This window comes from Prevotella sp. P4-119, from assembly GCF_002251345.1.
In the GTDB taxonomy this organism is placed as follows: domain Bacteria; phylum Bacteroidota; class Bacteroidia; order Bacteroidales; family Bacteroidaceae; genus Prevotella.
Map to the genome: position 1 here is coordinate 1 of NZ_NPJB01000025.1, position 25,200 is coordinate 25,200.

A 25,200-nucleotide genomic window follows, 5' to 3' on the forward strand; every position below is an offset into this window, starting at 1 on the left:
AATATATATATATATATATTATATATAAAATTTTGGCTCGAAATTTTGATTTTGGTTTTTCAAAACTGTTATATTGTTATATTGTAACGCTGTAACGCCATTTTTGCGTTTCACTGAAAAATACCGTTTTCGGCTCTTTTCTTTACAGCGTCTAATTCTCACCCATGATCTTACCACAGGTTCAAGCCCAATAAAAGTATAGTGCTCCACCTATCTTCCTTATATTCAGCAATATACAATAACCGCCAAGATTTATACTCCAAATTTCGGCTTTGTAACCAACTGATACACAGGGAAATGTAACAAGCCGTGGGAAAAGTGGTCACGAGTTGACGGACAAATGGGTGAACCTATTGTTTTTCTTCATACCTTTGCACTGGCGTCCAAGATAGGCGGCACCTCGGAAATGAAAAGAAAAACGAGTTTCTCTTTTACATTCCACTCGGTTTGCACTATCTTTGCACCGTGGTTCAAGAGAGAATCACTCATCGCACAGAACATTCCGTCCGCACACAGACGTGGGCAACTTCTAAGTAAGTCACCAGTGAATCCGCACTAAATCCCAAAATTAGGCGGACAACGATGGGACAAAATGGGAGGAACATGGGAACTGAAAAGGAGAAACCGACGATGTGGGAATGGGTGCGATATTGCTAATTTATTGCTACAACAAACTAATCGAAAAAACGGGAAAACGACTTGCCATTTTCCAATGGGACGCATCAAGGACATGTTAACGCAGTGTGACAATATAAGCGTGACAATATAACAGTATAACAGTTTTTGAAAAGCAAAAACGGGTGGCAATGGTAGGGGGGCGAGGTCGATAAAAAGATAAAAACCGACGGGAAGAAACAAAAAAAATCCCGACCACACCGGTTGAGAGCGGGTCGGGATTGTGATCATGGAGCGTATGAAAACGCTTTATTTGATGAGCTCAACGCTACGCTGCAAGAACTTGTCGAGCGCTTCGCCCTTGAGCATGCCGTTCTGCAGGAGTGCAAGGTCGATGAGCTGATGTACGACAGCGTTCTGCTTGCCAAAGTCGGCAAACAACTGCTGCTTCTTGTTTTTCTGCTCGGCGATGGCCTTCTCGGTGTTGGCTTTGTCGTCTTTCTCCTCCTGTGAGAGTTCTTCGGGCTTCTTGCCTTCTTGCGACTGGCGCAGGGCAGCCAAACGAGCCTCTTGTCCGCGCAATTCGCTCTCGATGGGTTTGAGGGCATCGGCAGTAGATGAACCACACTCGTCGAGTACGCGTTTCACAAGGGGATGGTCGCTGTTGAGCACGAGGTTGAACGAGTCGGGCATCTGGGCATAGAAATTCATGCCAGCCTGGAAGCGGCTCATCTCCTTCATACGACGCATGTATTCGTTCTGGGTGATCATGACAGGGCGGGCATTGGCACCGAGCGCCTGCACTTCGACCATAAACTCGGTCTTGTCGAGATGGGGAAGCTGAGAACGGAATACAGATGACAAATTGGCAGACTCGTCGTCGCTCAAGGTACTTTTTGGCGCATCGTCTTTCACGATGAGGCGGTCGATGATGTCAGCATCGACACGGGTGAAGCGACTCTTCTCAAACTTCTGTTCGAGCATCTGGATGGCAGGCACGTCAAGCTGTCCGTCGAGCAGGAGCACGCTGTAACCCTTGTCTTTGGCTGCCTGAATGTAGCTGTACTGCTCTTCGCGGTCGGTGGCATAGAGATAGACGAGGGTGTCATCCTTGTCTTTCTGAGTGCTCTCGATGAGTTGTTTGTATTCCTCGAAAGTGAAGTATTTGCCTTCGGTATCTTTGAGCAGGGCAAAGTCTTTGGCGCGGTCGTAGAAGTTTTCGTCGCTCAACATACCGTAGTTAATGAAGAGTTTCAGGTCGTCCCATTTCTCCTCATAGCCCTTGCGGTCTTCTTTGAAGATGGCTTGCAAGCGGTCGGAAACCTTCTTGGTGATATAGGTGGAAATCTTCTTCACCTCGCGGTCGCTCTGGAGGTAGCTGCGGCTGACGTTCAGAGGAATGTCGGGTGAGTCGATGACGCCATGGAGCAGGGTGAGAAACTCTGGCACGATGCCTTCCACCTGGTCGGTGACAAACACCTGGTTGCAGTAGAGCTGAATCTTGTTGCGCTGCAGTTCGATGTTGGACTTGATGCGTGGGAAATAGAGAATACCCGTGAGGTTGAAGGGGTAATCCACATTGAGGTGAATCCAGAAAAGGGGTTCGTCGTGCATGGGGTAGAGGGTGCGGTAGAACGACTTGTAGTCCTCATCCTTGAGGGTTGAGGGAGCCTTGGTCCAGAGGGGTTCTACGCTGTTGATGACATGGTCTTCATCGGTATCCTGCATCTTACCGTCTTTCCACTCCTGTTTCTTGCCGAATACCACGGGCACGGCCATGAACTTGCAGTATTTATTGAGCAATTCTTCAATCTTGTTCTTCTCCAGGAATTCCTTGCAGTCGTCATCTACATGGAGCACGATGTCGGAACCGCGGTCAGCCTTGTCTGCCTCGTCGATCTCGTAGGCAGGACTGCCGTCGCATGACCATTTGACAGCCTTTGCGCCATCTTTGTAGCTCTTGGTGATGATATCCACCCGCTTCGCCACCATGAACGAAGAGTAGAAACCGAGTCCGAAGTGTCCGATGATATTGTTGGCATTGTCCTTGTACTTCTCCAAGAAGTCGTTCACGCCAGAGAATGCAATCTGATTGATGTATTTGTCGATTTCCTCTTCGGTCATACCGATACCGCGGTCGCTGATGGTGATAGTGCCTTTCTCGGTATCGAGGCTGACACGCACGGCAAGGTCGCCCAGTTCTCCCTTGAACTCACCCTGCTGAGCGAGTGTCTTGAGCTTCTGAGTGGCATCGACAGCGTTGGACACCATTTCACGAAGGAAAATCTCATGATCGCTATAGAGAAACTTTTTGATGACGGGGAAGATGTTCTCTGTAGTAACCCCAATATTACCTTTTTGCATGATAGTATATCTTATGTTTTGTTTGCTATGACATACACTTTGCAAATTGCGTGCCAATCTTCTGATGCTGTCATTGATTTTTGAGAAAAGGGATGAAAAAAAAACAGCACTATTGTTGTTCGGTTCAGAAATTATGATTACTTTTGCGCCACATAATTCTAAAAGTATCAACGATGAACTACGAAGAACTTCTGGCCACACGCCGACAAGGACGACTCTATCAGACAGAACTGCCGATTGGCGAATTCTGCCGCATGCAGATCGACGGTAAATATCGCAGTGTGGTCCATGTGCGAAAAGAAATGCTCGACAACATCAAGTTTGGTGAAGCTCTGAAAGCCGAGTGTGACCGCAACCTGTCACTTGCTGACAGTCACATCATACACTTCCGTCCTGTGGTGGAACAGGGGGAGATTACACGACTCGACTTGGAACCTGGTCAGTATGTGCCTTTGTGTCATGTGCTCAACGAGCATCCTGCCATTGTGGCTGAACCCCATTTCATGGAGCAGTTTACGCGCGGACTGCTGGAGGCTGCCGCCTTCCTGCACAGTCAGGGACTGCACTATGTGTGCTTCTCGCCACAGACCGTATTCCTCCGAAAGGGCGATCAGGCCGTCATGCTCCTCTCGTGTGGTTCCTACTATCAGGCGCTGAGCGACCAGAAGGCTTTCTATGCCGACGGAAAAGCTGACTATGTGGCACCGGAGGTGCTCGAAGGTGGAACCGTGGACGAGCGTTGCGACATCTATTCGATAGGAAAACTGTTGGAGACGGTCTTTGCCGATGCACAACTGCCGTTGGCTTACCGGAAGGCTTTCAAAAAAGCCACCGCACAGATGCCGGAGGACCGCTATGCCTCGCCAGAAGACATGCTACGCAGCATAGACCGCAGACGGGGAACCTATCGGTCGCTGGTGACGCTGGCTGTGGCTGCCGTGGTGGCGTTGCTCGTGGTAGGGCTCTATTTCGACCTCATGCCCGAACAGGAGAATATCGAGTTTGTCAAACCAGCCCCACATACCGCCGTCGACGACTTGATAGACGATGGATTCAGACCGGAAGACCTCGGAGTGGTGCCTGCCGACTCGATGTCGGAAGAGGCTGTGGCTACCCAGCGTGAATACAATGCCAAGGCGGAAGAGATATTCCGCAAGCGCTATGAAAAGGAAGCCGACCGCATACTGTCCAAGATCTACAACAGCAAGAATATGGGCAATACGGAGAAAAACTTCAGAGCGATGAGCGAATCAAACGTGAAAGAACTGCTCAAAGCACAGGAGGAGCTGGCTGCCGATGCTGCCATCGACCCCGCCAGAAGTCACGCCATCGCTACGGAAATCATCGAACGGCTGACCAATCAGAAGAAAGCTGCCATTGGCATGGGGTCTAATGCCAACGGGGTGCAGAAATAATAGAATTTTTCATACAATTACACATATAAATAATAATCAGAAAAAATGAGAAGCAGAACAGCAATTTGGTTTGAATGTAAGATTCAATACGAAAAAACCATGGAAGATGGACTTCAGAAGAAGGTGACCGAGTCATACACCGTTGATGCACTCAGTTTCACCGAAGCTGAGAAACGCATCATGGAGGAAATGTCCTCATACATCAGTGGCGAGTTTACTATCAAAGACATCAAAATAGCTCCATATAAGGAAATTTTCTTCAGCGACGAGGAAATGGCTGACAGATGGTATAAGGCTAAACTGCAGTTTATCACCATCGACGAAAAAACGGAAAAGGAGAAGCGTACCGCTGTCAACTACCTGGTGCAGGCTGGAACGCTGAAAGGCGCTGTGGGCAACATAGATACCGTGATGGGCGGAACCATGATCGACTACGTCATCGCATCGGTGGCTGAAACAACCCTGATGGATGTGTTTGAATACAACAAGACAAAGGTGGACGACAAACCCGAATACGAACAGCAAAACGCATAAGAATGATGGATTACGATGTGAAAGGTCATCTTCGCGAGGTGCGCTCACGACTGCCCGAAGGAGTGTGTCTGGTGGCTATCAGCAAGTACCATCCCGTGGAGTATCTCCAGGCTGCCTACGAAGAAGGACAGCGCGTGTTTGGCGAAAGCCATGAGCAGGAGCTCCGACAGAAGGTGGAGGTGCTGCCCAACGACATACAATGGCATTTCATCGGACATCTGCAGACCAACAAGGTGAAATATATCGCTCCGTATGTGTCGATGATAGAAGCGGTGGATTCGCTCAAACTGCTCAAGGAAATAGAGAAGCAGGGTGCTAAAAACAACCGCGTGATTGACGTGCTGCTCGAACTCCATATTGCCGAAGAGGAAACTAAATACGGACTGACACTCGATGCCTGTCGCCAACTGCTCGAAGAGGGCGAATGGCGCAATATGGCGCATGTGCGCATCTGTGGTCTCATGATGATGGCTTCCTATGTGGAGGACGAAGCGCAGATACGTCAGGAATTTCGTACCGCACACAACTTCTTCGATGAGGTGAAGCAACGCTATTTTGCTGAATCGCCATACTTCACACAGCGCTCATGGGGCATGAGCCACGACTATCCTATTGCCGTGGAAGAGGGAAGCACGATGGTGCGCGTGGGTACTGCTATTTTCGGTCCAAGGGTCTATTGACCAGCTGGGAACAGCCCACGGTTATTGGTCGGACTTGAAATAATACTGGCCACGCTTCCGCGTAATGCTGCCGTAATTGATGGCATGCGTGGGACAATGGTGGTAACAAGACAAACAACAGGTGCATTGTCCGTTGTGTAACCACACGGGCGGTGCACCTTCTATATCTCCCACAGGACAAACCTTGGCACAAAGACCACACTGGATGCAGGACTGACTATCGACAGTAAACTTGCGGTCGGTTATCATCCAACGGTTGAAAAACGCACCAATCACATAGGAATAGAGGCGGGGAGTAGCACCACGCTCCAGTTCAACCACACCGGTCTCGCAACGCTTGACGGTCTCGGCAATACGCTCCACGACAGTGCGTGCCTCGGCAATCTTCTGATGCTCGCGCGCTGGTGTGTCGGTCAACATGAAAGGCAGGCAAACATAGGTTTCGGGCATGATGACCGAAAACAAGGTGGAGGCATGGAAACCCTTCTTCCGTAAGTCGTTGTTGAAGATGGTCATGGTCTCACCCGTGTCATCGCCACAGGTGGTGATGGCGTAGGTGTAAGTGTTTGGAGAACAGGTGATCGCGACTCTCTCGATAAAGTTGCGCATGATGTGGGGCGGTTGCCATCCATGAGTGGGAAAACAAAAGCCTAAACGCTCGTCGTGCTCCAACGTGTAGTGGAGAGCATTCTGTCTTAATGCTTGGGCAATATCCACCAAGCGCTCGCCCGTGGCTTGTGACAATTGTTGGGCAACCCATCGGGTGTTGCCTGTTCCGGAGAAATAGAATATCATGGGTGCAAAGGTAATGATTATTGATGTAAATGCGCACAATAATCGAATGTTTTTCTTGTATTTCGCTCGGTTTGCACTACCTTTGACCTGCGGTCTTAGGTACTCTCGCTCAATAATAAAAAAGAAAATTGCTTTTTCTTTTTGTATTCTGCTCGCTTAATCGTACCTTTGAGCTGCGCTCTTAGGTAGGCTGCACCTCGGAAATAAAAGAAAAAATGTGTTTTTTCTTTGTATTTCGCTCGGTTTGCACTACCTTTGCAAAAAGAAAAATTAAAAATCATGGGAATATTTGGATTCTTTAATAAAGACAAAAAAGAAACACTGGACAAAGGTCTGCAGAAAACGAAAACAAGCGTGTTCGACAAACTGGCACGTGCAGTAGCTGGAAAATCAAAAGTCGATGACGATGTGTTGGACGACCTTGAAGAGGTGCTTATCACAAGCGACGTGGGAGTGGATACTACACTCAAAATCATTGAGCGAATCGAAGAAAGAGTCGCTCGGGATAAATATGTCAGCACAAGTGAACTCAATGGAATACTCCGTGAAGAAATTGCTGCACTTCTCGCTGAAAACAATACAGACGACAACGACTCGTGGGATCTGCCAACAGACCACAAACCCTATGTCATCCTCGTGGTGGGAGTCAATGGAGTGGGAAAAACCACTACCATCGGAAAACTCGCATGGCAATTCAAACAGGCGGGCAAGAAAGTGTATCTGGGAGCTGCGGATACCTTCCGCGCTGCTGCCGTAGAACAACTCTGCATCTGGGGAGAAAGGGTGGGAGTGCCCGTTGTCAAACAACAGATGGGAAGTGATCCTGCCAGTGTGGCGTTCGACACCATCAGTTCGGCTAAAGCCAATGGCGCAGACGTGGTACTGATAGACACCGCAGGAAGACTACACAATAAAGTGGGTCTCATGAATGAGCTCAAGAAAATCAAAGACGTGATGAAGAAAGTGATGCCTGAAGCACCTGACGAGGTGATGCTGGTGCTCGACGGTTCTACAGGACAAAATGCCTTCGAACAGGCTAAGCAGTTCTCGGCAGTCACTCAAATCTCGTCACTCGCCATTACCAAACTCGACGGAACAGCAAAAGGAGGAGTGGTAATAGGTATCAGCGACCAACTCAAAGTGCCCGTGAAATATATCGGACTCGGAGAAGGTATGACCGACCTCCAACTGTTTAATAAAACCCAGTTCGTAGATTCACTCTTTAAGCATGAATAAAAAGAAGAAAACCATAGATTTCATCACCATGGGGTGCTCGAAAAATCTTGTTGACAGCGAGAACCTCATAGGACTCTTCGAAGCCAAAGGCTACGAGGTGACTCACGATAGTGAGCAACCTCAAGGAGATATTGTGGTCATCAATACCTGTGGATTCATTGAAGATGCTAAGCAGGAAAGCATTGACGCAATACTCGAAATGGCACAGGCTAAAACGGAAGGACGACTCGAAAAACTCTTTGTCATGGGATGTCTTTCGGAACGATATCTGGCTGACCTTGAGGCGGAAATACCGGAAGTGGATGGATGGTATGGAAAATTCAACTACAAACAACTGTTGGCTGACCTGGAAGAGTCAATGCCGGATGGGGCACACAGACATCTTACTACTCCCAAACACTATGCGTATCTGAAAATAGCTGAGGGATGTGATAGAAACTGTGCATACTGCGCCATTCCCATTATCACGGGACGACACAAAAGCAGACCTATTGAGGAAATACTCGACGAGGTGAAATATCTCGTAAAACAAGGCGTGAAGGAGTTTCAGGTTATTGCACAGGAGTTGACCTACTATGGGGTGGATATTGACGGAAAGCAGCATATCGCCGAACTCGTGGAGAAAATGGCAGACATAGAAGGCGTGGAGTGGATCAGACTGCATTATGCCTATCCAGCACACTTCCCGTGGAAACTGCTGAAAGTGATGCGAGAGAAAAAGAATGTCTGCAACTACCTCGATATTGCTTTGCAACACATCAGCGACAATATGCTCGACAGAATGCATAGACACGTCAGCAAGGAGCAAACCTATGAACTCATCAGAAAAATGAGAGAGGAAGTGCCGGGAATACACATCAGAACAACACTCATGGTGGGATTCCCTGGGGAAACAGATGAGGACTTCCAGGAACTCATCGAGTTTACCAAATGGGCACGATTCGAAAGAATGGGGGCTTTTGCATACTCCGAAGAAGACGGAACATACTCGGCTAAACACTATAAAGACGATGTGCCGGACGACGTGAAGCAGAACCGACTCGATAGACTGATGCGCATTCAACAGAATATTAGCGCAGAGGTGGAGGCGGAAAAGGTGGGTAAAATCATGCGCGTCATCATCGACAGAACAGAAGGGGAATGGTATATTGCAAGAAGCGAATTCTGCTCACCAGAGGTTGACCCGGAGGTCCTGATACCAGTTAGCGAAACAGAATTGACAATCGGGGAGTTCTATGATGTTCGGATTACCGACGCAGAGGAATTTGACTTATATGCAACAACACGACTATGAACAATAAGGAATTTATCAGCATGCTGTCACAGCGCACTGGTTACGACCAGAGAATCACCCAGAAACTCGTGAGTAATATCGTTACTGCCATGAGCGACGCCTTCGTGGATGACAACAGCGTGGTGGTGCCCAATTTCGGACTCTTTGAAACGAAAAAGAAAATGGAGCGCATCATGGTCAATCCTGCATCGGGAGTACGTATGCTTGTACCACCTAAACTGGTGCTGACATTCAAGCCTACACAAACCTGGAAAGAAAAACTGAAAGGAGACAGACTATGAACAAACTCACACTCAACAATATTGCCAAGGTGTTGGTCGAAAAAAACGGATTGGAACCTAAAGAGGCCATGATGTTTACTACGGCTATGTTCGATCTGATTCACGACAGACTCAACGAAGAGGGAATTGTCAAGGTGAAGGGACTCGGCACATTCAAAATGATACGGGTAGAAGCAAGAGAGAGTATCAATGTCAGAACCGGTGAACGTGTGTTGATAGACAGTCATGCAAAAATTACATTCACACCCGATGCGGTGATGAAGGAACTGGTCAACAAACCTTTCTCGCAATTTGAAACCGTTGTGCTTAACGATGATGTTGAGTTTACCGACATGAAGAGTGAAGAAACTACCGACGAAACAAATAACTCTGAACAATCGGAATCCTTGGTTGATGTTGTAAGTGAAGGGGGAACGCCTGAACCTGCTCCTGAACCTGCTCCAGAGCCAGTTGTCGAAGTTGCTCCCGAACCTGCTCCGGAAGTTGCTCCCGAGCCAGTTGCCGAACCTACTCCTGAACCAGCTCCAGTAGTTGCTCCCGAGCCAGTTGCCGAACCTACTCCTGAACCTGCTCCAGTAGTTGCTCCCGAGCCAACCCGAGAGGTTCCCGAACCTACAGTACCTTCTGCCGATGAGGAATCGGAAGAAAATACATCAGCTGTGCAGACATGCTACGAAGAAGATGAAGAAGAATCGCATTGGCATCGCAATATTGGTTGGGCATTCTTGGTCTTGGTGCTGATGGCAGCATCGGCAGTAGGCGGCTACTTATATGGTGTCGGACAAATTCCAAGTCAGACAGCAATGGCTGATACAGTTTCTGCGGTCAAGGTTAATCCTGTTGTGACAGACACATTGGTAAACGATAGTCTGAAAGCCGACTCGGTTGCCGTTAAGACCGAGGCAAAGCACGAAGATAAGGCAGCATCAGAAGAACAGCCTCAAGAGAAAACAAGTCAGAATCTGCACGACAAATATGCGGAGATGGACGCCCGTGTGCGTACAGGAGCATACAAAATAACCGGACTGGACAGAGAAGTCAAGGTACGCGCTGGAGATAACTTAAAACGCATAGCACGGCGTGAACTCGGAAGCGACGATATGGTGTGCTATATTGAGGTGTTCAACAAAATGAATGCAAGTGCTGAACTCAAAGAGGGGCAGACCATCAAGATTCCTGCTTTGAAACTGAAGAAAAAGAAACAGCGAGACGATTAAAAACAGGCCACAACACGAGCACAGAATGTTGTCAGGCCTAAAAGGATAACGTTAACAAATAGAAAGGATTAGCCTTATGGGAGACAAAATCGATTTCACAACACAAGAGAAAGATACGTCAATGACGCTCTACAATTTGTTGCGCAAAGAAATAGCTACATCGCTCAAAGAGGGTGATGAAGAGAAAATGCGGCAAAAAATCACATGGCTGATAGAGTCGAAGGAACTGCAACGTGACGTGTTTGGATTGAATCCCGTAATGCTGGCCTTTCAGACCGCTAAACTGATAGTAGAGGAAATAGGACTGAAACGCGATGCGGTACTCGCTGTGTTGCTCAACCCGTGTGTGGAGTGTGGACTCATCACACCGGAAGAAACAGAAAAAGAGTTTGGGACTGCCGTGTTCCGCATTCTACGAGGACTGAAACGTATCAAAGAACTCTATCTGAAGAATCCTGTGATAGAAACAGAAAACTTCAGAAACCTCTTACTGTCCTTTGCGGAAGATATGCGCGTCATACTGATTATGATTGCCGACAGAGTGAACCTCATGAGGCAAATACGGGACGCTCAGGATAAAGAACTGCAACGAGAAGTCAGCGAAGAGGCCATATATCTCTATGCGCCACTCGCACATAAACTCGGTCTCTATAAACTCAAAAGTGAACTCGAAGACCTGTCGCTCAAATATCTTGAGCACGATGCGTATTATTATATTCGAGAAAAACTCAACGAAACGAAAGAAAAACGAGATGCGTATATTGCTGACTTCATCAAACCTATCAGCGATAAACTGAAAGAGGCGGGGATGAGCTTCCATATTAAAGGACGCACAAAATCCATACATTCTATTTGGCAAAAAATGAAGAAACAGCAATGTGACTTCGAGGGTGTTTATGACCTCTTTGCCATACGCGTCATCCTTGACTCACCACTCGAAAAGGAAAAAATGCTTTGTTGGCAGGTCTATTCGATCGTGACGGATATGTATCAGCCAAACCCCAAAAGACTGCGTGACTGGCTGAGCGTGCCGAAGTCAAACGGATACGAAAGTCTGCATATCACCGTGCTCGGACCGGACAAGAAATGGGTGGAGGTGCAGATTCGAACCGAACGCATGGATGAAGTGGCGGAACGTGGTGTGGCGGCACACTGGAGATACAAAGGAATAAAAGGGGAAAGCGGACTCGACGAATGGCTGACGAATGTCAGAAAGATGCTTGAGACAAGTGACGGAGTAGAGGCCATGGACCAGTTTAAAATGGATCTCTACGAAGATGAAGTCTTTGTCTTTACACCGAAAGGTGATCTCTATAAATTCCCGAAAGGGGCAACAGTTCTTGATTTCGCCTATCACATACACTCTAAGATAGGAAACGCATGTACTGGAGCACGCATCAATAATAGGGTGGTGACCATACGTCAGCAGCTGAGAAGCGGAGACCAGGTGGAAATCATCACATCGACGAATCAGAAACCAAGACAGGAGTGGCTCAATATTGTAAAAACATCAAGGGCCAAATCGAAAATCAGACTGGCGCTGAAAGAAACCCAGGTGAAAGAGGGACTCTTTGCCAAGGAGATGCTGGAAAGAAAGTTTAAAAACAGAAAACTGGAGTTGGAAGACTCTACCATGCAGCACCTCATCAAAAAACTGGGATTCAAAGAGGTTAGCGACTTTTACAAGCAGATTGCTGATGGGTTGCTTGATGTCAACTCCGTCATAGATAAATATGTGGAAATCCAGCAGGGAGAACAGCCTGTCACAGGAAATAATGTGGCACAGACTGCTGCCGACTTCGTGTTGGACAATACTCATCTGCATCAAGATGCCATACAAAGTGACGTGCTTGTTATCGACCGAAATCTCAAAGGAGTGGATTATCAGCTTGCACGCTGTTGTCAACCGATTTATGGAGACAAGGTGTTTGGTTTTGTAACCGTCACAGGAGGTATCAAGATTCACAGGGAGGATTGCCCCAATGCACCAGAGATGCGCAAACGTTTCGGATATCGTATCGTGAAAGCTAAATGGAGCGGAAAGGGGGCCTCGCAGTACACCATTACACTTCGGGTGATAGGAAACGATGATATTGGTATTGTGAACAATCTCACCAACATCATCTCGCGTGAAGAGAAACTGGTGTTGAGAGGTATCAATATCGACTCACACGATGGTCTCTTTAGTGGAAGTCTGGTGGTCATGCTGGACGACACGACACGGTTGGAAACACTAATAAAAAAGCTTCGCACCGTGAAAGGTGTGAAGCAAGTGGAACGCATTTGACCGAAACAGCATCCTGGAAAACAAGGTTCAGTTTTCTTTGAATGCCACAATGTGTGTCAGGTCGGCGTTGAGATAATAAGTGTCGGAACATTCCAATGTGTCAACATAATATTTCACACGGGTGATGAATAATTTGCGGGTGGGATTGCCATCCGCATATTTTATGCTCTTCTTGTAGCGTTGACCTCCATTTGCCGCCTTGTTGCGCATCTTCTGGATGACGTCGTTGGTAAGTAGAAATGTAGAGTCAATGTCGGTGAAGCGACGGGCATTGATGCTGACCTCATCTTTCATGTTCTTATCCATGAAGTCCTCCACCAAGGCCTCAGCCTCGTGCTGTTGCCCACAAGATGTGAGTAACAGCACGAGTGAGACTATTGTAATGGATAATGACTTGATCATTTGGCAGGAATGTTTTTCAGTATATCAAGCAGATGATCCCATACCATCTGTACGGTAGGAATGTAGAGACGCTCGTCGGGGGTGTGGACAAAACGCAGGGTGGGACCGAAGCTCACCATGTCGAGGTTGGGATAACGCTCAGAGAAAAGACCACACTCCAAACCTGCATGAATGCCGCGTACAACAGGTGTCTTGCCGAAGAGCTTCTCATACGATGCAACGACGATTTTCTGAAGGTCGCTGTCTGAACGCATCTTCCAAGCAGGATAACCGTCACCGGTATGTACTTCGGCTCCTGCCAGCATGAAGGCTGCACTTACGGTGTTGCACATGTTGTCGAGATTGGACATTACATTTGAACGTTGAGAGGTGACGATGTTGATTTCGTTTTCAGATGTTGCAACGCTGGCAAAGTTGCTGGAGGTTTCAACCATACCTCCCAAAGCCTCGTCTTGGCAGATGGCTAAAATACCATTGTCAACGGCTTGTACGGCATAGATGAAATTGCGAGCAACCTGCTCCTCAATAACAGGCTCGGCATCGGCAGATTCCATGAACCATTCCATAGATGGGTCGGTCACGTGGAATTCGTCTTCTACATCGCTGGCAAAAATATTCCAGTCTGCGCGGATGTTCTCCTTCAAAGCATTGGGGACGGCAATGACAAAAGAACCGTCGCGGGGAATGGCATTGTGAAGTTTGCCGGAGTTGAACTGGGCCAAACGGATGCCTTCGTATTTCATCATCTCGGCAAAGAGAAAACGTCCCAACAGTTTAATAGCGTTTGCACGCTTCTTGTTGATGTCGTCGCCAGAGTGACCGCCTACCAAACCCTTGACTTGGGCGCGGAGGAAAAAGCTGCCCTCAGGAGCTGCTTCACGCTTGAAGGTGAATTTTACTGTGGTGTTGCGACCACCTGCGCATGATACAAAAATCTCGCCCTCATCTTCTGAGTCAAGATTGATGAGATAATCGCCTGTCATGAATCCGGACTTCATACCCACAGCGCCGCTCAGACCAGTCTCTTCATCACGGGTAAAGACACACTCCACTGGACCATGCTCAATATCATTGCTCTCCAAAATGGCGAGTTCAATGGCGCAACCAATACCGTCGTCGGCACCAAGAGTGGTGCCCTCAGCAGTAAGCCATTCGCCATCAATATAGGTCTTGATGGGGTCTTTGTCGAAATCAAACTCTACATCGACAAGTTTATCGCAAACCATGTCCATGTGGCTTTGCAGTACGACCGTCTTGCGGTTTTCATAGCCTGGAGTGGCTCCCTTGCGGATAATGACGTTGCCGACTTCATCGACATGAGTGTCCAGACTATGGCTTTTACCCCAGTTAGTCAAGTACTCAATCATTTTCTCTTCACGTTTTGATGGACGTGGAATTTCGTTGATCTTCGCGAATTGTTCGAAGACAACAGCAGGTTTTAACTCACTTTTATTCATTATTAATGTTTATTATTGTGGATTTCAGAATTATTTGTTTAACTTTGCAGCGACAAAAGTAAGAAAAATGATTGAAATATTGCTATCGACAGCGTTAATAATTGCTATCAGCGTCACTTTTTTATGTGTGAAGTTGATATTTCGGAAAAATGGCCGCTTTGAGTCGCAACATATTCACGACAGTAAGGCCATGAAAGATCGGGGAATCCATTGTGTCATGGATCAAGATCGCGAAATGCGTCGGAAAAGTCGGTTTGCAGTTTCTGAGCGAATAGAAAAATAATAAAATAAAAATAGAAAAAAACAATGAAAAAGTACGTTTTCAGCACAATGGCCTTTGCTGCCATTGTTGCACTCGCTTCTTGTAATAACGCTGCACCAAAGATGGATGAGCAGCCTGCAAATGAAGCTAATGGTAGTGAGTCAGGAATTAAAATCGCCTACGTTGAGGTTGATTCTCTGATGACACAGTATGATTTCTGCAAGGATTTCACTCTTGTGCTTCAGAAAAAAAGCAATAACGCACGCAATACCCTTAATCAAAAGGGACAGCAGTTGCAGAATGCAATGAACAATTTCCAGCAGAAACTTAACAATAATGGATTTGCAAGCCGAGAACAGGCAGAAAGCCAGCAGTTGGCCATTCAGCGTCAACAGAATGACTTGCAACAGTTGCAGGCTCGCCTGGAAAACGAACTGGCCAACGAGACCCAAACCTATAATGACGGTCTTCGTGACAGTTTGCAGCATTTCCTTGCCGCTTACAACAAGGATAAGAAATACGATATTATTCTGACCAAGCAGGGTGACAATATCCTGTACGCAGCAAAACGTTATGATATTACGCAAGACGTGATAAACGGTTTGAATAAGCATTATAAGTCAACGTTTAAAAAGGCTGACAAGAAAGAAGATAAGAAATAATAAACTTATTAAAATGGGCGTGTCTTGTTGTGGCACGCCTGTTTTGATTTATGCTCAAGATGGACATTCAGAAGATATTCCGGGAATTGCATATCGAAGAGGCTAATGAAATGCAAAAGCAGGTGGGGGAAGTTATCCTTCACGGGAAAAATGATGTGGTAGTGCTCTCGCCCACAGGTTCGGGTAAGACATTAGCATATCTTCTGCCTTTGGTTCAGATGATCGATAGCTCATCGGAAGACGTGCAGGCCTTGGTCGTGGTGCCTGGCCGAGAATTGGCCCTGCAGTCTGACCAGGTGCTTCGAAGTATGAGATGTGGAATCCGTTCTGCCAGTTGTTATGGGGGACGTACTGCCATGGAAGAACACCGGATGCTGAAGGATGTTAAGCCACAAGTGGTATTTGGAACACCTGGACGCCTGAACGATCATCTTGGTAAGGAAAACATCTCTCGCTATGGTGTGCGTTGGCTCATTATAGATGAGTTTGACAAATGCTTGCAGATGGGATTTCAGGATGAAATGCAACGGCTTATTCAATCTTTACCAGGTTTGCGTCGCCGCATTTTATTGTCTGCAACAGATGCCGAAGAAATCCCTGCTTTTGTTTCATTGGCGAAAGCCCATACACTCTCTTTCCTCGATAATCAGGAACAAACCTCGGACCGTGTAACACTTTACGAAGTCAAGAGTCCTGTCAAAGATAAGTTGGAAACGTTGCGGCAATTGTTGCTGGGATTTGGAGATAGTAGTACCATCGTATTCCTTAATTACCGTGATAGTGTAGAACGTGTGGATGGATTCTTGAAAAACAACGGATTTGTTACAAGTTGTTTCCATGGCGGGTTGGAACAAAAGGAGCGTGAGGCTGCACTCTACCGATTCTCTAACGGTTCGGCTAATGTGTTGGTAAGTACGGATCTTGCCTCGCGTGGACTTGATATTCCTGATATTGCCAATATCGTTCATTATCACATGCCAGAGAGTGAAGAAGGTTATGTTCATCGGGTGGGGCGTACTGCCCGTTGGGATGCGAAAGGCAAAGCATTCTTTATTACTGGACCTGAAGAACATATTCCAGACTATGTGAAAGGAAACGTAGAGTCGTATGTCCCGAGCAACGAGAAAAAAAACGTGCCTGTGCCTCGGATGGCCACTATATATATAGGTAAAGGAAAAAAAGATAAGGTGAGCCGTGGGGATATTGTCGGATTCCTCTGCAAGAAGGGAGGACTTGAAGCTGCTGAAATCGGCAAGATCGATGTGAATGACCGTTATACATATGTAGCGGTTAGTCGGGCAAAAATGAATCTGGTTCTGCGTCAGACCCAAGGCGAAAAAATTAAAGGAATTAAGACGGTAATAGAGCCTGTAAGATAGAAATTTGCTACTTCTGAGTGGCAAAATGTAAGAAAATAACTAAAAATGCTTGATTTTTGTGCAAAAATTTGTCCAATTCAAATTAAAAGTGTAACTTCGCGCCGTCTAACAAAACAGTGACAGAATAATAAAATAAATACTAACTCAAATTCACAATCAAAATGAAGAAGTACAACTTTAACGCCGGTCCCTCAATGCTCCCACGTGAGGTGATTGAAAAGACCGCTCAACAGTGTTTAGACTTCAATGGTTCAGGTCTCTCTCTGATGGAGATCAGCCATCGTGCCAAAGATTTCCAGCCTGTAGTGGATGAAGCTGTGGCTCTTGTCAAGGAGCTGCTGCAAGTTCCAGAGGGCTATTCTGTGATTTTCCTCGGCGGTGGTGCTTCGCTGGAGTTTTGTATGATTCCATACAACTTCCTTATTAAGAAGGCTGCTTATTTGAACACAGGTGTTTGGGCAAAGAAAGCCATGAAGGAAGCAAAATTGTTTGGCGAAGTAGTAGAGGTGGCTTCTTCAGCAGATGCCAACTATACTTTCATTCCAAAGGATTGGACTGTGCCCGCTGATGTTGATTATCTCCATATTACAACCAACAATACCATCTATGGTACTGAGATGCGTAAGGATCTGGATGTAAATGTACCTTTAATTGCAGACATGTCTTCTGATATTTTCAGCCGTCCTATTGACGTTAAGAAGTATGATGCAATCTACGCTGGAGCACAGAAAAATCTGGCTATGGCTGGTGTAACAATTGTAATCGTGAAAGACGAGAAATTGGGTAAAGCTCCTCGTGAGATTCCTACCATGCTTGACTATCGTACACACGTAGAAAAGGGGTCTATGTTTAACACTCCTCCTGTGGTCCCCATCTATTCTGCTCTTGAAACTCTCCGTTGGATTAAGAAAAACGGCGGCGTAGAGACAATGGATAAGCTGGCTCAGAAGCGCGCAGAAATCGTTTACGGAGAAATCGACCGCAACAAGTTGTTCCGTGGAACTGCAGCAACAGAGGATCGCTCGCTGATGAATATCTGTTTCGTAATGAACGACGAGTACAAAGAACTGGAGAAAGAATTCCTTGATTTCGCTGTATCTAAGGGTATGGTAGGTGTGAAGGGACACCGTTCTGTAGGAGGTTTCCGTGCATCATGCTACAATGCTCAGACCATTGAAGGTTGCGAGGCTCTTGTGGCTTGTATGAAAGAATTTGAAGCTAAACATTAATTCTGACAACAATGAAAGTATTAGTAGCAACAGAAAAACCATTTGCAGCAGCTGCTGTCAATGGTATCAAGGCCGAAGTAGAGGCTGCCGGCAACGAACTCGTGTTGCTGGAAAAATATACAGAAAAAGCGCAATTGCTTGATGCAGTGAAAGATGCCGATGCAATGATTATCCGTTCTGATAAGGTTGATGCAGAGGTGCTTGATGCGGCAAAACAATTGAAAATTGTGGTTCGTGCAGGAGCTGGTTATGATAATATTGACCTTGCAGCTGCCACAGCTCATCAGGTAGTGGCTGAGAATACACCAGGCCAAAACTCAAATGCAGTTGCTGAACTTGTATTTGGCATGTTGGTAATGGCTGTTCGTGGTTTCTACAACGGTAAGAGCGGTTCGGAACTGTTTGGTAAGAAACTCGGTATACTGGCTTTTGGTAACGTTGGTCGTAACGTAGCCCGTATCGCCAAAGGATTTGGAATGGATGTTTATGCCTATGATGCTTTCTGTCCAGCAGAAGTCATTGAACAGGCTGGCGTGCATGCAGTAGCCAATCAGGATGCTCTCTTTGAAACTTGCGATGTTGTTTCGTTGCACATTCCTGCTACTCCGGAAACCAAGCAGAGCATTAATTATGCATTGGTAAACAAACTGAAGAAGGGTGGCGTGCTCGTAAATACAGCTCGTAAGGAAGTTATCAACGAACCCGAACTCTTGAAACTCATGGCAGAAAGAGAAGACCTGAAATATGTAACAGACATTATGCCTGAAGCTGATGCGGAATTCCGTAAATTTGAAGGTCGTTACTTCTCTACTCCGAAAAAAATGGGTGCACAGACTGCTGAGGCTAATATCAATGCTGGTATTGCTGCTGCAAAGCAAATCAATGCATTCTTTAAGGATGGTTGCACAAAATTCCAGGTAAACAAATAATTTTTCTAAACTGATATTACCATCGTGATATGTGGTTTCGGCCGTATGTCACGATGGTTCTTTTTTGTCTTTTATCGGACATAAGCTAACTCAAGAATAAGGGCAATCTGGCGTGAGGCTTTTGAGGCTTCTGGCGGCTCTTTTTTTTTGTTTTAGGTTATTTCTTTTTCTTTTTTTGTAAACTGGTAAATAATGTTTGGTGTACAGTATGCAATACGAAAAAATAGCAACAAAATAGAAACTCCTGATATAAAGCTCGGATAAACAAGAGAAATGATGCGAAACATTTTGCATTCTCGTATCTTTTGTGTACTTTTGCATCAAGTATTACTCAAAAACAAAAACAACTATGGCAACAATCAAACCGTTCAAGGGTGTACGCCCTCCCAAAGAACTTGTAGAACAAGTGGAGAGTCGTCCGTACGATGTTCTCGATTCTGAAGAAGCACGTGCTGAAGCAGGAGACAATGAGAAGAGTCTTTACCATATTATCAAACCGGAAATTGATTTTCCTGTAGGTACTTCAGAGTATGATCCGCGTGTTTATGAAAAGGCTGCAGAAAACTTCAAGAAGTTCCAAGATAAGGGATGGCTTGTGCAAGATGCCGATGAACACTATTATATCTATGCTCAGACTATGAACGGCAAAACTCAATATGGTCTTGTCGTTGGTGCTTATGTAGATGACTACATAAATGGCAATATCAAGAAACATGAACTGACCCGTCGAGATAAGGAAGAGGATCGTATGAAGCATGTACGTGTCAACGATGCTAATATTGAACCGGTGTTCTTTGCATATCCAGACAATGATGTGCTCGATAAACTTATTGCACGCTACGCAGCAACAGAGCCTGAATATGATTTCATAGCTCCGATAGACGGATTCCGACATCAGTTCTGGGTAATTGCTGATGAGGCTGATATTCAGACCATCACCGAGGAATTTGCCAAGATGCCCAGCCTTTATATTGCTGACGGTCACCACCGCTCTGCGGCTGCTGCACTTGTGGGAGCTGAGAAGCAAAAGCAGAATCCTAACCACAAAGGAACTGAAGAGTATAATTATTTTATGGCTGTTTGTTTCCAAGCCAGCCAACTCACCATCCTTGATTACAACCGAGTTGTTAAAGATCTCAATGGATTGACTTCGGAAGAGTTTCTTGCTGCCTTACAGGTTAATTTCATCGTTGAAGACAAAGGAGAAGAAATCTACAAACCGCAACGTTTGCATGAATTCTCACTCTATCTTGACGGACACTGGTTTGCTTTGACAGCAAAAGAGGGTACTTACGACAATACTGACCCAATCGGGGTGCTTGATGTGGATATCTCCAGTCGTTTGATTCTCGACGAGATTCTCAACATTGGTGACCTCCGTTCTTCTAAGCGTATTGACTTTGTGGGGGGCCTTCGTGGACTTGGTGAGCTCAAACGCCGTGTTGACAGTGGAGAAATGCGTGCAGCTTTAGCACTTTATCCTGTAACAATGCAGCAAATCATGGATATTGCCGATAGTGGAAAAATTATGCCGCCAAAGGCAACTTGGTTTGAACCAAAATTGCGCTCAGGACTTGTAATCCATAAACTGTCATAAACATACGGTTAATAATGGCGTCTTTTGGGACGTCCTTGAAAAACGTTAGATGACTGACGAATTTAAAACAATATCAGCGACAAGCGAGGGATACTACACCGAAAAACGGAGCAAGTTCCTCGCTTTCGCTCATCATGTGGAAAATCATGATGAAATAAAACTTATCTTGGCAGGGTATCGAAAAAAGTACTACGATGCTCGCCATGTTTGTTATGCGTATATGCTTGGTGCCGAACGTGCTGATTTTCGTGCAAATGATGATGGCGAACCAAGTAGTACAGCAGGAAAACCTATCTTGGGACAAATCAATTCAAACGAACTGACAGATATCCTTATTGTTGTCGTTAGATATTATGGCGGTGTCAATCTCGGAACTTCAGGACTTATTGTGGCTTACCGTGAAGCAGCAGCAGATGCTTTGGCGCATGCGAAGATGGAGTTGCGACAGGTGGAAGAAGAAGTCAGCTATACCTTTACCTATCCACAAATGAACGATGTAATGCGTATAGTCAAAGATATGAATCCACGTATTATTTCACAAACATATGATAATACCTGTGTCATCCGTATGGCTATCCGTAAAAGTGAGGCGCAACAATTACGTGACAGATTGGCGAAATTGTTGTAATACAGCGTATAATTTTGGATATTTCAGAAAAAAAAGTTACCTTTGCACATTATTTAATAAAGGAAACAAAAAAAACAAAATAAAACTATGGCAAAGAGATTCGCCGAACACGGCGGTTTGAACTTGACGCAGGTTAACAATGATATCCTGCAGATGTGGAAAGATAAGAACGTTTTCTTACGCTCTATTGACGAACGAGAGGGATGCCCACAATTCGTATTCTTTGAGGGACCTCCCTCAGCAAACGGACATCCTGGAATCCATCACGTACTTGCCCGTTCTATAAAAGATACTTTCAATAGATACAAGACCATGCAGGGCTATCAAGTACATCGTAAAGCAGGGTGGGATACTCATGGACTGCCTGTGGAGCTTGGAGTGGAGAAAGAACTCGGAATTACTAAGGCAGATATTGATAATAAAGAGAGCGAACGCTATATTTCTACAGAAGATTACAACCGTAAATGCCGTGAAAATGTGATGATGTACACCGCAGAATGGCGTGATCTTACTGAACGTATGGGTTACTTTGTGGATCTTGACCATCCCTATATCACTTACGACAATAAGTATATTGAAACCCTGTGGTGGCTTCTTAAGCAATTCTACCAGAAGAACCTTCTCTATAAGGGATACACTATACAGCCTTATTCGCCAGCAGCAGGAACGGGACTCTCGTCACATGAGTTGAACCAACCTGGTTGCTATCGTGATGTAAAGGATACTACTTGTACAGGAATGTTCAAAATCAAAGAGGCAGAAGGAAATGCTGTCGTTGATGCACTCAAACAAAAAGGATGGGGCGAGCTTTATTTCCTTGCTTGGACAACTACGCCTTGGACTCTTGCGGCTAACTCTGCACTCTGCGTAGGTCCTAAAATAGATTATGTGGCTGTTGAAACCTTTAATCCCTATACAGCAGCTCCCGTTACTGTCGTAATGGCAGAAGCACGCTTGAACGCATACTTTAAGCAAGAAGGTAAAAATGCTGATTTTGAAGCGTATAAGGCTGGTGATAAAATTATTCCTTGGCGTGTTGTAGAACATTATAAAGGAACCGATCTCGAGAATATTCATTATGAGCAGTTGCTGCCCATGATTTCGCCAATCGGTGAAGGCGCATTCCGTGTTATCCTTGGTGATTATGTGACCACTGAGGATGGTACAGGTATCGTACATATTGCACCAAACTTTGGTGCTGATGATGCTTTTGTTGCCAAAAAAGCTGGTGTTCCTGCCATTGTCTTGATCGATAAGAAAGGCGCAGAGCGTCCTGTAGTCGATCTCGAAGGTAAATACTATTTGGTTGAAGATCTCGATGCTGATTTTGTTAGCAAGTATGTTAATCTGGAAGAGTGGGGTAAATATAGTGGTCGTTATGTCAAAAATGCCTACGATGACACACTTACCGATAAAGACGAAACGCTCGACATCAGTATTTGTATGGACCTAAAAGCTGCTGGCAAGGTTTTCAAAATTGAGAAACATGTCCATAGCTATCCACATTGTTGGCGTACCGACAAACCAGTACTTTATTATCCACTCGATTCTTGGTTTATCCGTAGCTCGGCTTGCAAGGAGAGAATGAGCGAACTTAACAAAACCATCAACTGGCAACCTGAATCAACAGGAAGTGGACGTTTTGGCAACTGGCTTGACAACCTCAATGACTGGAACCTGTCACGTTCACGCTTCTGGGGTACTCCTTTGCCTATTTGGCGTTCAGAAGAAGGAGAAGAAATCTGTATCGGAAGTGTAGAAGAACTCTACAATGAAATAGAAAAATCAGTGGCTGCAGGCTTCATGAAGTCAAATCCATTGAAAGACCAAGGCTTTGTGCCAGGAAATATGTCGCAGGAAAACTACGACAAAATAGACTTGCACCGTCCTTACGTTGATTATATTATTCTGGTTAGCCAATCTGGTAAGCCAATGAAGCGTGAAGCAGACTTGATCGATGTTTGGTTCGATTCTGGTTCTATGCCTTATGCACAGATTCACTATCCATTTGAAAATCAAGATGCTATTGATAAGAAGAAAGCTTTCCCCGCTGACTTTATCAACGAGGGAGTCGATCAGACACGTGGTTGGTTCTTCACACTGCATGCAATCGCTACGATGATTTTCGATTCGGTAGCTTTCAAAAATGTAATATCATCAGGTCTTGTGTTGGACGCAAAAGGAAACAAAATGTCGAAACACGTCGGCAATGTGGTGAATCCTTTCGATATGATAGAGAAATATGGTACAGATGCCGTACGTCTTTACATGATGACCAATTCAGAACCTTGGGACAACTTGAAGTTTGACCCAGAGGGAGTGGATGAAGTGCGTCGCAAGTTCTTTGGAACACTTTACAATACATACAGCTTCTTTGCTTTGTATGCAAACGTAGATGGTTTTGAACCAGGCCAGCAGCAGATAGACTTTGCAAAACGTCCAGAAATTGACCGTTGGATTCTGTCTTGCTTGAATACATTGATTAAGAAAGTAACTGCAGAACTCGAAAACTATGATCCAACACGTGCAGGTCGTCTAATAGATGCATTTGTAAACAACGACCTTTCCAACTGGTACGTACGTCTTAATCGTAAGCGTTTCTGGGGTAAGGAAATGAGTGACGACAAACGTTCAGCCTACGAGACTCTTTATACCTGTCTGATGACTGTAAGCCGCTTGTTGGCTCCATTTGCACCGTTCTATTCTGATCAGTTGTATCGTGACCTTGGTGGAGAGAAAGACAGCGTACACCTTGATGCTTATCCTACTGCAGATGAAGCATTGATAGACGCTGACCTTGAAGCAAGAATGGAAATGGCACAACAGATTACGTCTATGGTTCTTGCCTTGCGTCGTAAGGTCAATATCAAGGTACGTCAACCGCTACAGAGCATCATGATTCCTGCCACTGCAGAACAAAAGCGTCACATAGAGGCTGTCAAAGATCTTATACTTAATGAAGTTAATGTCAAGGAGCTTAACTTTGTTGAAGGTGCAGGTATCCTTGTCAAGAAAGTGAAATGCAATTTCCGTACAATGGGTAAGAAGTATGGTAAACTCATGAAAGGTGTTGCAGCACAGATGAGTGGACTCTCTCAGGAGCAGATTGCTGATTTGGAGAATAAAGGTACTATTGCCATACAGGTTGACGGACAGAATCTTGATGTCGAACTGGCAGACGTAGAAATCATTAGTGAAGATATTCCCGGATGGCTTGTTGCTAACGAGGGTTCATTGACCGTTGCCCTTGAGGTCGAACTCACCGATGAGCTCAAGCAAGAGGGTATGGCTCGTGAAATTATCAACCGTGTGCAGAATATCCGTAAGGATAGCGGTTTGGAAATCACAGACCGTATTCACATCGTTCTTGCACCAAATGCAGAAATTGAGCAGGCTGTTAAGGGATTTGGTGATTATATCAAGACACAGGTTCTCGCCGATGATATTACTATCAGCCCCAATGATGGCATAGAAGTGGAATTTGATGATTTCAAACTGAATATACAAGTAACAAAATCCTGATTATAACAAATCCTAAATTTAAGTATTATGGCAACAGAAAAGACCAGATACACAGATGAAGAACTGGAAGAGTTCCGTCAGATTATCAACGAAAAGTTGGCATTGGCCAAACGTGATTACGATCAGATGATGCGAGTTCTGATGAATCAAGACTCTAATGATGTTGATGATACATCACCAACATATAAGGCTCTTGAAGAAGGAAGTGCTGCCCAGTCGAAAGAAGAAATTATCTCGCTTGCAGCTCGTCAGCAGAAGTTCATTCAAGGACTGAAGGCAGCATTGGTTCGTATTGAGAACAAAACTTATGGTATAGACCGGATTACCGGAAAACTCATACCAAAAGAACGCCTGCGTGCCGTTCCTCATGCCACCTTAAGTGTTGAGTCGAAAATGGCTGGCAAAAAATAGGTAA

20 protein-coding genes are annotated in these 25,200 nt (G+C 45.5%); 16 read left to right on the plus strand and 4 right to left on the minus strand.

Annotated features, from left to right (window positions below; translation table 11 throughout):
* Positions 1-924: 924 nt before the first annotated feature.
* Positions 925-2,979, minus strand: a complete 2,055-nt coding sequence (gene htpG, locus CIK89_RS02625; RefSeq protein ID WP_094389888.1) for a molecular chaperone HtpG — start codon at positions 2,977-2,979, stop codon at positions 925-927.
* 173 nt (positions 2,980-3,152) lie between these two features.
* Here htpG and CIK89_RS02630 point away from each other — a divergent pair, with 173 nt between their 5' ends.
* The 3 genes from CIK89_RS02630 to CIK89_RS02640 are packed head-to-tail and all read left to right on the plus strand — an operon-like array spanning position 3,153 to position 5,608.
* Positions 3,153-4,394, plus strand: a complete 1,242-nt coding sequence (locus tag CIK89_RS02630) for a hypothetical protein (protein ID WP_094389889.1) — start codon at positions 3,153-3,155, stop codon at positions 4,392-4,394.
* 45 nt (positions 4,395-4,439) lie between these two features.
* Positions 4,440-4,928, plus strand: coding sequence for a DUF4494 domain-containing protein (locus CIK89_RS02635; protein ID WP_094389890.1), 489 nt, complete (start codon positions 4,440-4,442; stop codon positions 4,926-4,928).
* A gap of 5 nt (positions 4,929-4,933) precedes the next feature.
* Complete coding sequence (locus CIK89_RS02640) at positions 4,934-5,608, plus strand: YggS family pyridoxal phosphate-dependent enzyme (protein WP_094389929.1); 675 nt, start codon at positions 4,934-4,936, stop codon at positions 5,606-5,608.
* Positions 5,609-5,629: 21 nt separating this feature from the next.
* Here the strand turns inward: CIK89_RS02640 and CIK89_RS02645 are convergent, their stop codons facing one another.
* Complete coding sequence (locus CIK89_RS02645) at positions 5,630-6,403, minus strand: EFR1 family ferrodoxin (protein WP_094389891.1); 774 nt, start codon at positions 6,401-6,403, stop codon at positions 5,630-5,632.
* A 279-nt stretch (positions 6,404-6,682) separates the two neighbouring features.
* Between CIK89_RS02645 and ftsY the strand changes: the two genes are divergently transcribed.
* The 5 genes from ftsY to CIK89_RS02675 all read left to right on the plus strand — a co-directional run bounded on the left by ftsY (position 6,683) and on the right by CIK89_RS02675 (position 12,718).
* A complete protein-coding gene (ftsY, locus tag CIK89_RS02655) occupies positions 6,683-7,639 on the plus strand; it encodes a signal recognition particle-docking protein FtsY (protein ID WP_094389893.1) in 957 nt (318 codons plus the stop codon).
* Positions 7,632-8,933, plus strand: coding sequence for a 30S ribosomal protein S12 methylthiotransferase RimO (gene rimO, locus CIK89_RS02660; RefSeq protein ID WP_094389894.1), 1,302 nt, complete (start codon positions 7,632-7,634; stop codon positions 8,931-8,933). Before ftsY ends, rimO begins: the two co-directional genes overlap by 8 nt.
* A complete protein-coding gene (locus CIK89_RS02665; protein WP_094389895.1) occupies positions 8,930-9,214 on the plus strand; it encodes an HU family DNA-binding protein in 285 nt (94 codons plus the stop codon). The genes rimO and CIK89_RS02665 overlap by 4 nt, the downstream gene beginning before the upstream one ends.
* Positions 9,211-10,431, plus strand: coding sequence for an HU family DNA-binding protein (locus tag CIK89_RS02670; RefSeq protein ID WP_094389896.1), 1,221 nt, complete (start codon positions 9,211-9,213; stop codon positions 10,429-10,431). The genes CIK89_RS02665 and CIK89_RS02670 overlap by 4 nt, the downstream gene beginning before the upstream one ends.
* 76 nt (positions 10,432-10,507) lie before the next feature.
* Positions 10,508-12,718, plus strand: coding sequence for a bifunctional (p)ppGpp synthetase/guanosine-3',5'-bis(diphosphate) 3'-pyrophosphohydrolase (locus tag CIK89_RS02675; protein ID WP_094389897.1), 2,211 nt, complete (start codon positions 10,508-10,510; stop codon positions 12,716-12,718).
* 27 nt (positions 12,719-12,745) lie between these two features.
* Here the strand turns inward: CIK89_RS02675 and CIK89_RS02680 are convergent, their stop codons facing one another.
* On the minus strand, positions 12,746-13,120 hold the full coding sequence (locus tag CIK89_RS02680; protein WP_094389898.1) for a hypothetical protein: 375 nt from the start codon (positions 13,118-13,120) through the stop codon (positions 12,746-12,748).
* Positions 13,117-14,577: an aminoacyl-histidine dipeptidase gene (locus CIK89_RS02685; RefSeq protein ID WP_094389899.1), complete on the minus strand. Its 1,461-nt coding sequence runs from the start codon at positions 14,575-14,577 to the stop codon at positions 13,117-13,119. Before CIK89_RS02685 ends, CIK89_RS02680 begins: the two co-directional genes overlap by 4 nt.
* 306 nt (positions 14,578-14,883) lie before the next feature.
* Here CIK89_RS02685 and CIK89_RS02695 point away from each other — a divergent pair, with 306 nt between their 5' ends.
* From CIK89_RS02695 to CIK89_RS02730, 8 genes are all read left to right on the plus strand, one after another.
* Entirely contained in the window at positions 14,884-15,501 is a 618-nt protein-coding gene (locus CIK89_RS02695) for an OmpH family outer membrane protein (protein ID WP_094389901.1), read from the plus strand.
* A gap of 59 nt (positions 15,502-15,560) precedes the next feature.
* Positions 15,561-16,880, plus strand: coding sequence for a DEAD/DEAH box helicase (locus tag CIK89_RS02700; protein ID WP_094389930.1), 1,320 nt, complete (start codon positions 15,561-15,563; stop codon positions 16,878-16,880).
* Positions 16,881-17,041: 161 nt separating this feature from the next.
* Positions 17,042-18,109, plus strand: a complete 1,068-nt coding sequence (serC, locus tag CIK89_RS02705; protein WP_094389902.1) for a 3-phosphoserine/phosphohydroxythreonine transaminase — start codon at positions 17,042-17,044, stop codon at positions 18,107-18,109.
* A gap of 11 nt (positions 18,110-18,120) precedes the next feature.
* The gene (locus tag CIK89_RS02710) at positions 18,121-19,038 is read left to right on the plus strand and encodes an NAD(P)-dependent oxidoreductase (RefSeq protein WP_094389903.1); all 918 of its coding nucleotides are present in this window, start codon (positions 18,121-18,123) and stop codon (positions 19,036-19,038) included.
* Positions 19,039-19,387: 349 nt separating this feature from the next.
* Entirely contained in the window at positions 19,388-20,635 is a 1,248-nt protein-coding gene (locus tag CIK89_RS02715) for a DUF1015 domain-containing protein (RefSeq protein ID WP_094389904.1), read from the plus strand.
* A gap of 49 nt (positions 20,636-20,684) precedes the next feature.
* Positions 20,685-21,263, plus strand: coding sequence for a YigZ family protein (locus CIK89_RS02720; protein WP_094389905.1), 579 nt, complete (start codon positions 20,685-20,687; stop codon positions 21,261-21,263).
* An 87-nt stretch (positions 21,264-21,350) separates the two neighbouring features.
* Positions 21,351-24,785 (plus strand): isoleucine--tRNA ligase, encoded by a 3,435-nt coding sequence (gene ileS / locus CIK89_RS02725; RefSeq protein ID WP_094389906.1) that lies wholly within the window; start codon positions 21,351-21,353, stop codon positions 24,783-24,785.
* A gap of 27 nt (positions 24,786-24,812) precedes the next feature.
* Positions 24,813-25,196 (plus strand): molecular chaperone DnaK, encoded by a 384-nt coding sequence (locus CIK89_RS02730; protein ID WP_094389907.1) that lies wholly within the window; start codon positions 24,813-24,815, stop codon positions 25,194-25,196.
* Positions 25,197-25,200: the final 4 nt, after the last annotated feature.

Coding starts and splice junctions, on each gene's coding strand:
- CIK89_RS02715 (WP_094389904.1), top strand. CDS start 19,388: ATGGCAACAATCAAACCGTTCAAGGGTGTACGCCCTCCCAAAGAACTT.
- CIK89_RS02710 (WP_094389903.1), top strand. CDS start 18,121: ATGAAAGTATTAGTAGCAACAGAAAAACCATTTGCAGCAGCTGCTGTC.
- ileS (WP_094389906.1), top strand. CDS start 21,351: ATGGCAAAGAGATTCGCCGAACACGGCGGTTTGAACTTGACGCAGGTT.
- rimO (WP_094389894.1), top strand. CDS start 7,632: ATGAATAAAAAGAAGAAAACCATAGATTTCATCACCATGGGGTGCTCG.
- CIK89_RS02695 (WP_094389901.1), top strand. CDS start 14,884: ATGAAAAAGTACGTTTTCAGCACAATGGCCTTTGCTGCCATTGTTGCA.
- CIK89_RS02630 (WP_094389889.1), top strand. CDS start 3,153: ATGAACTACGAAGAACTTCTGGCCACACGCCGACAAGGACGACTCTAT.
- serC (WP_094389902.1), top strand. CDS start 17,042: ATGAAGAAGTACAACTTTAACGCCGGTCCCTCAATGCTCCCACGTGAG.
- CIK89_RS02680 (WP_094389898.1), bottom strand. CDS start 13,120: ATGATCAAGTCATTATCCATTACAATAGTCTCACTCGTGCTGTTACTC.
- htpG (WP_094389888.1), bottom strand. CDS start 2,979: ATGCAAAAAGGTAATATTGGGGTTACTACAGAGAACATCTTCCCCGTC.
- CIK89_RS02670 (WP_094389896.1), top strand. CDS start 9,211: ATGAACAAACTCACACTCAACAATATTGCCAAGGTGTTGGTCGAAAAA.
- CIK89_RS02685 (WP_094389899.1), bottom strand. CDS start 14,577: ATGAATAAAAGTGAGTTAAAACCTGCTGTTGTCTTCGAACAATTCGCG.
- CIK89_RS02675 (WP_094389897.1), top strand. CDS start 10,508: ATGGGAGACAAAATCGATTTCACAACACAAGAGAAAGATACGTCAATG.
- CIK89_RS02720 (WP_094389905.1), top strand. CDS start 20,685: ATGACTGACGAATTTAAAACAATATCAGCGACAAGCGAGGGATACTAC.
- ftsY (WP_094389893.1), top strand. CDS start 6,683: ATGGGAATATTTGGATTCTTTAATAAAGACAAAAAAGAAACACTGGAC.
- CIK89_RS02700 (WP_094389930.1), top strand. CDS start 15,561: ATGGACATTCAGAAGATATTCCGGGAATTGCATATCGAAGAGGCTAAT.
- CIK89_RS02635 (WP_094389890.1), top strand. CDS start 4,440: ATGAGAAGCAGAACAGCAATTTGGTTTGAATGTAAGATTCAATACGAA.
- CIK89_RS02640 (WP_094389929.1), top strand. CDS start 4,934: ATGGATTACGATGTGAAAGGTCATCTTCGCGAGGTGCGCTCACGACTG.
- CIK89_RS02730 (WP_094389907.1), top strand. CDS start 24,813: ATGGCAACAGAAAAGACCAGATACACAGATGAAGAACTGGAAGAGTTC.
- CIK89_RS02645 (WP_094389891.1), bottom strand. CDS start 6,403: ATGATATTCTATTTCTCCGGAACAGGCAACACCCGATGGGTTGCCCAA.
- CIK89_RS02665 (WP_094389895.1), top strand. CDS start 8,930: ATGAACAATAAGGAATTTATCAGCATGCTGTCACAGCGCACTGGTTAC.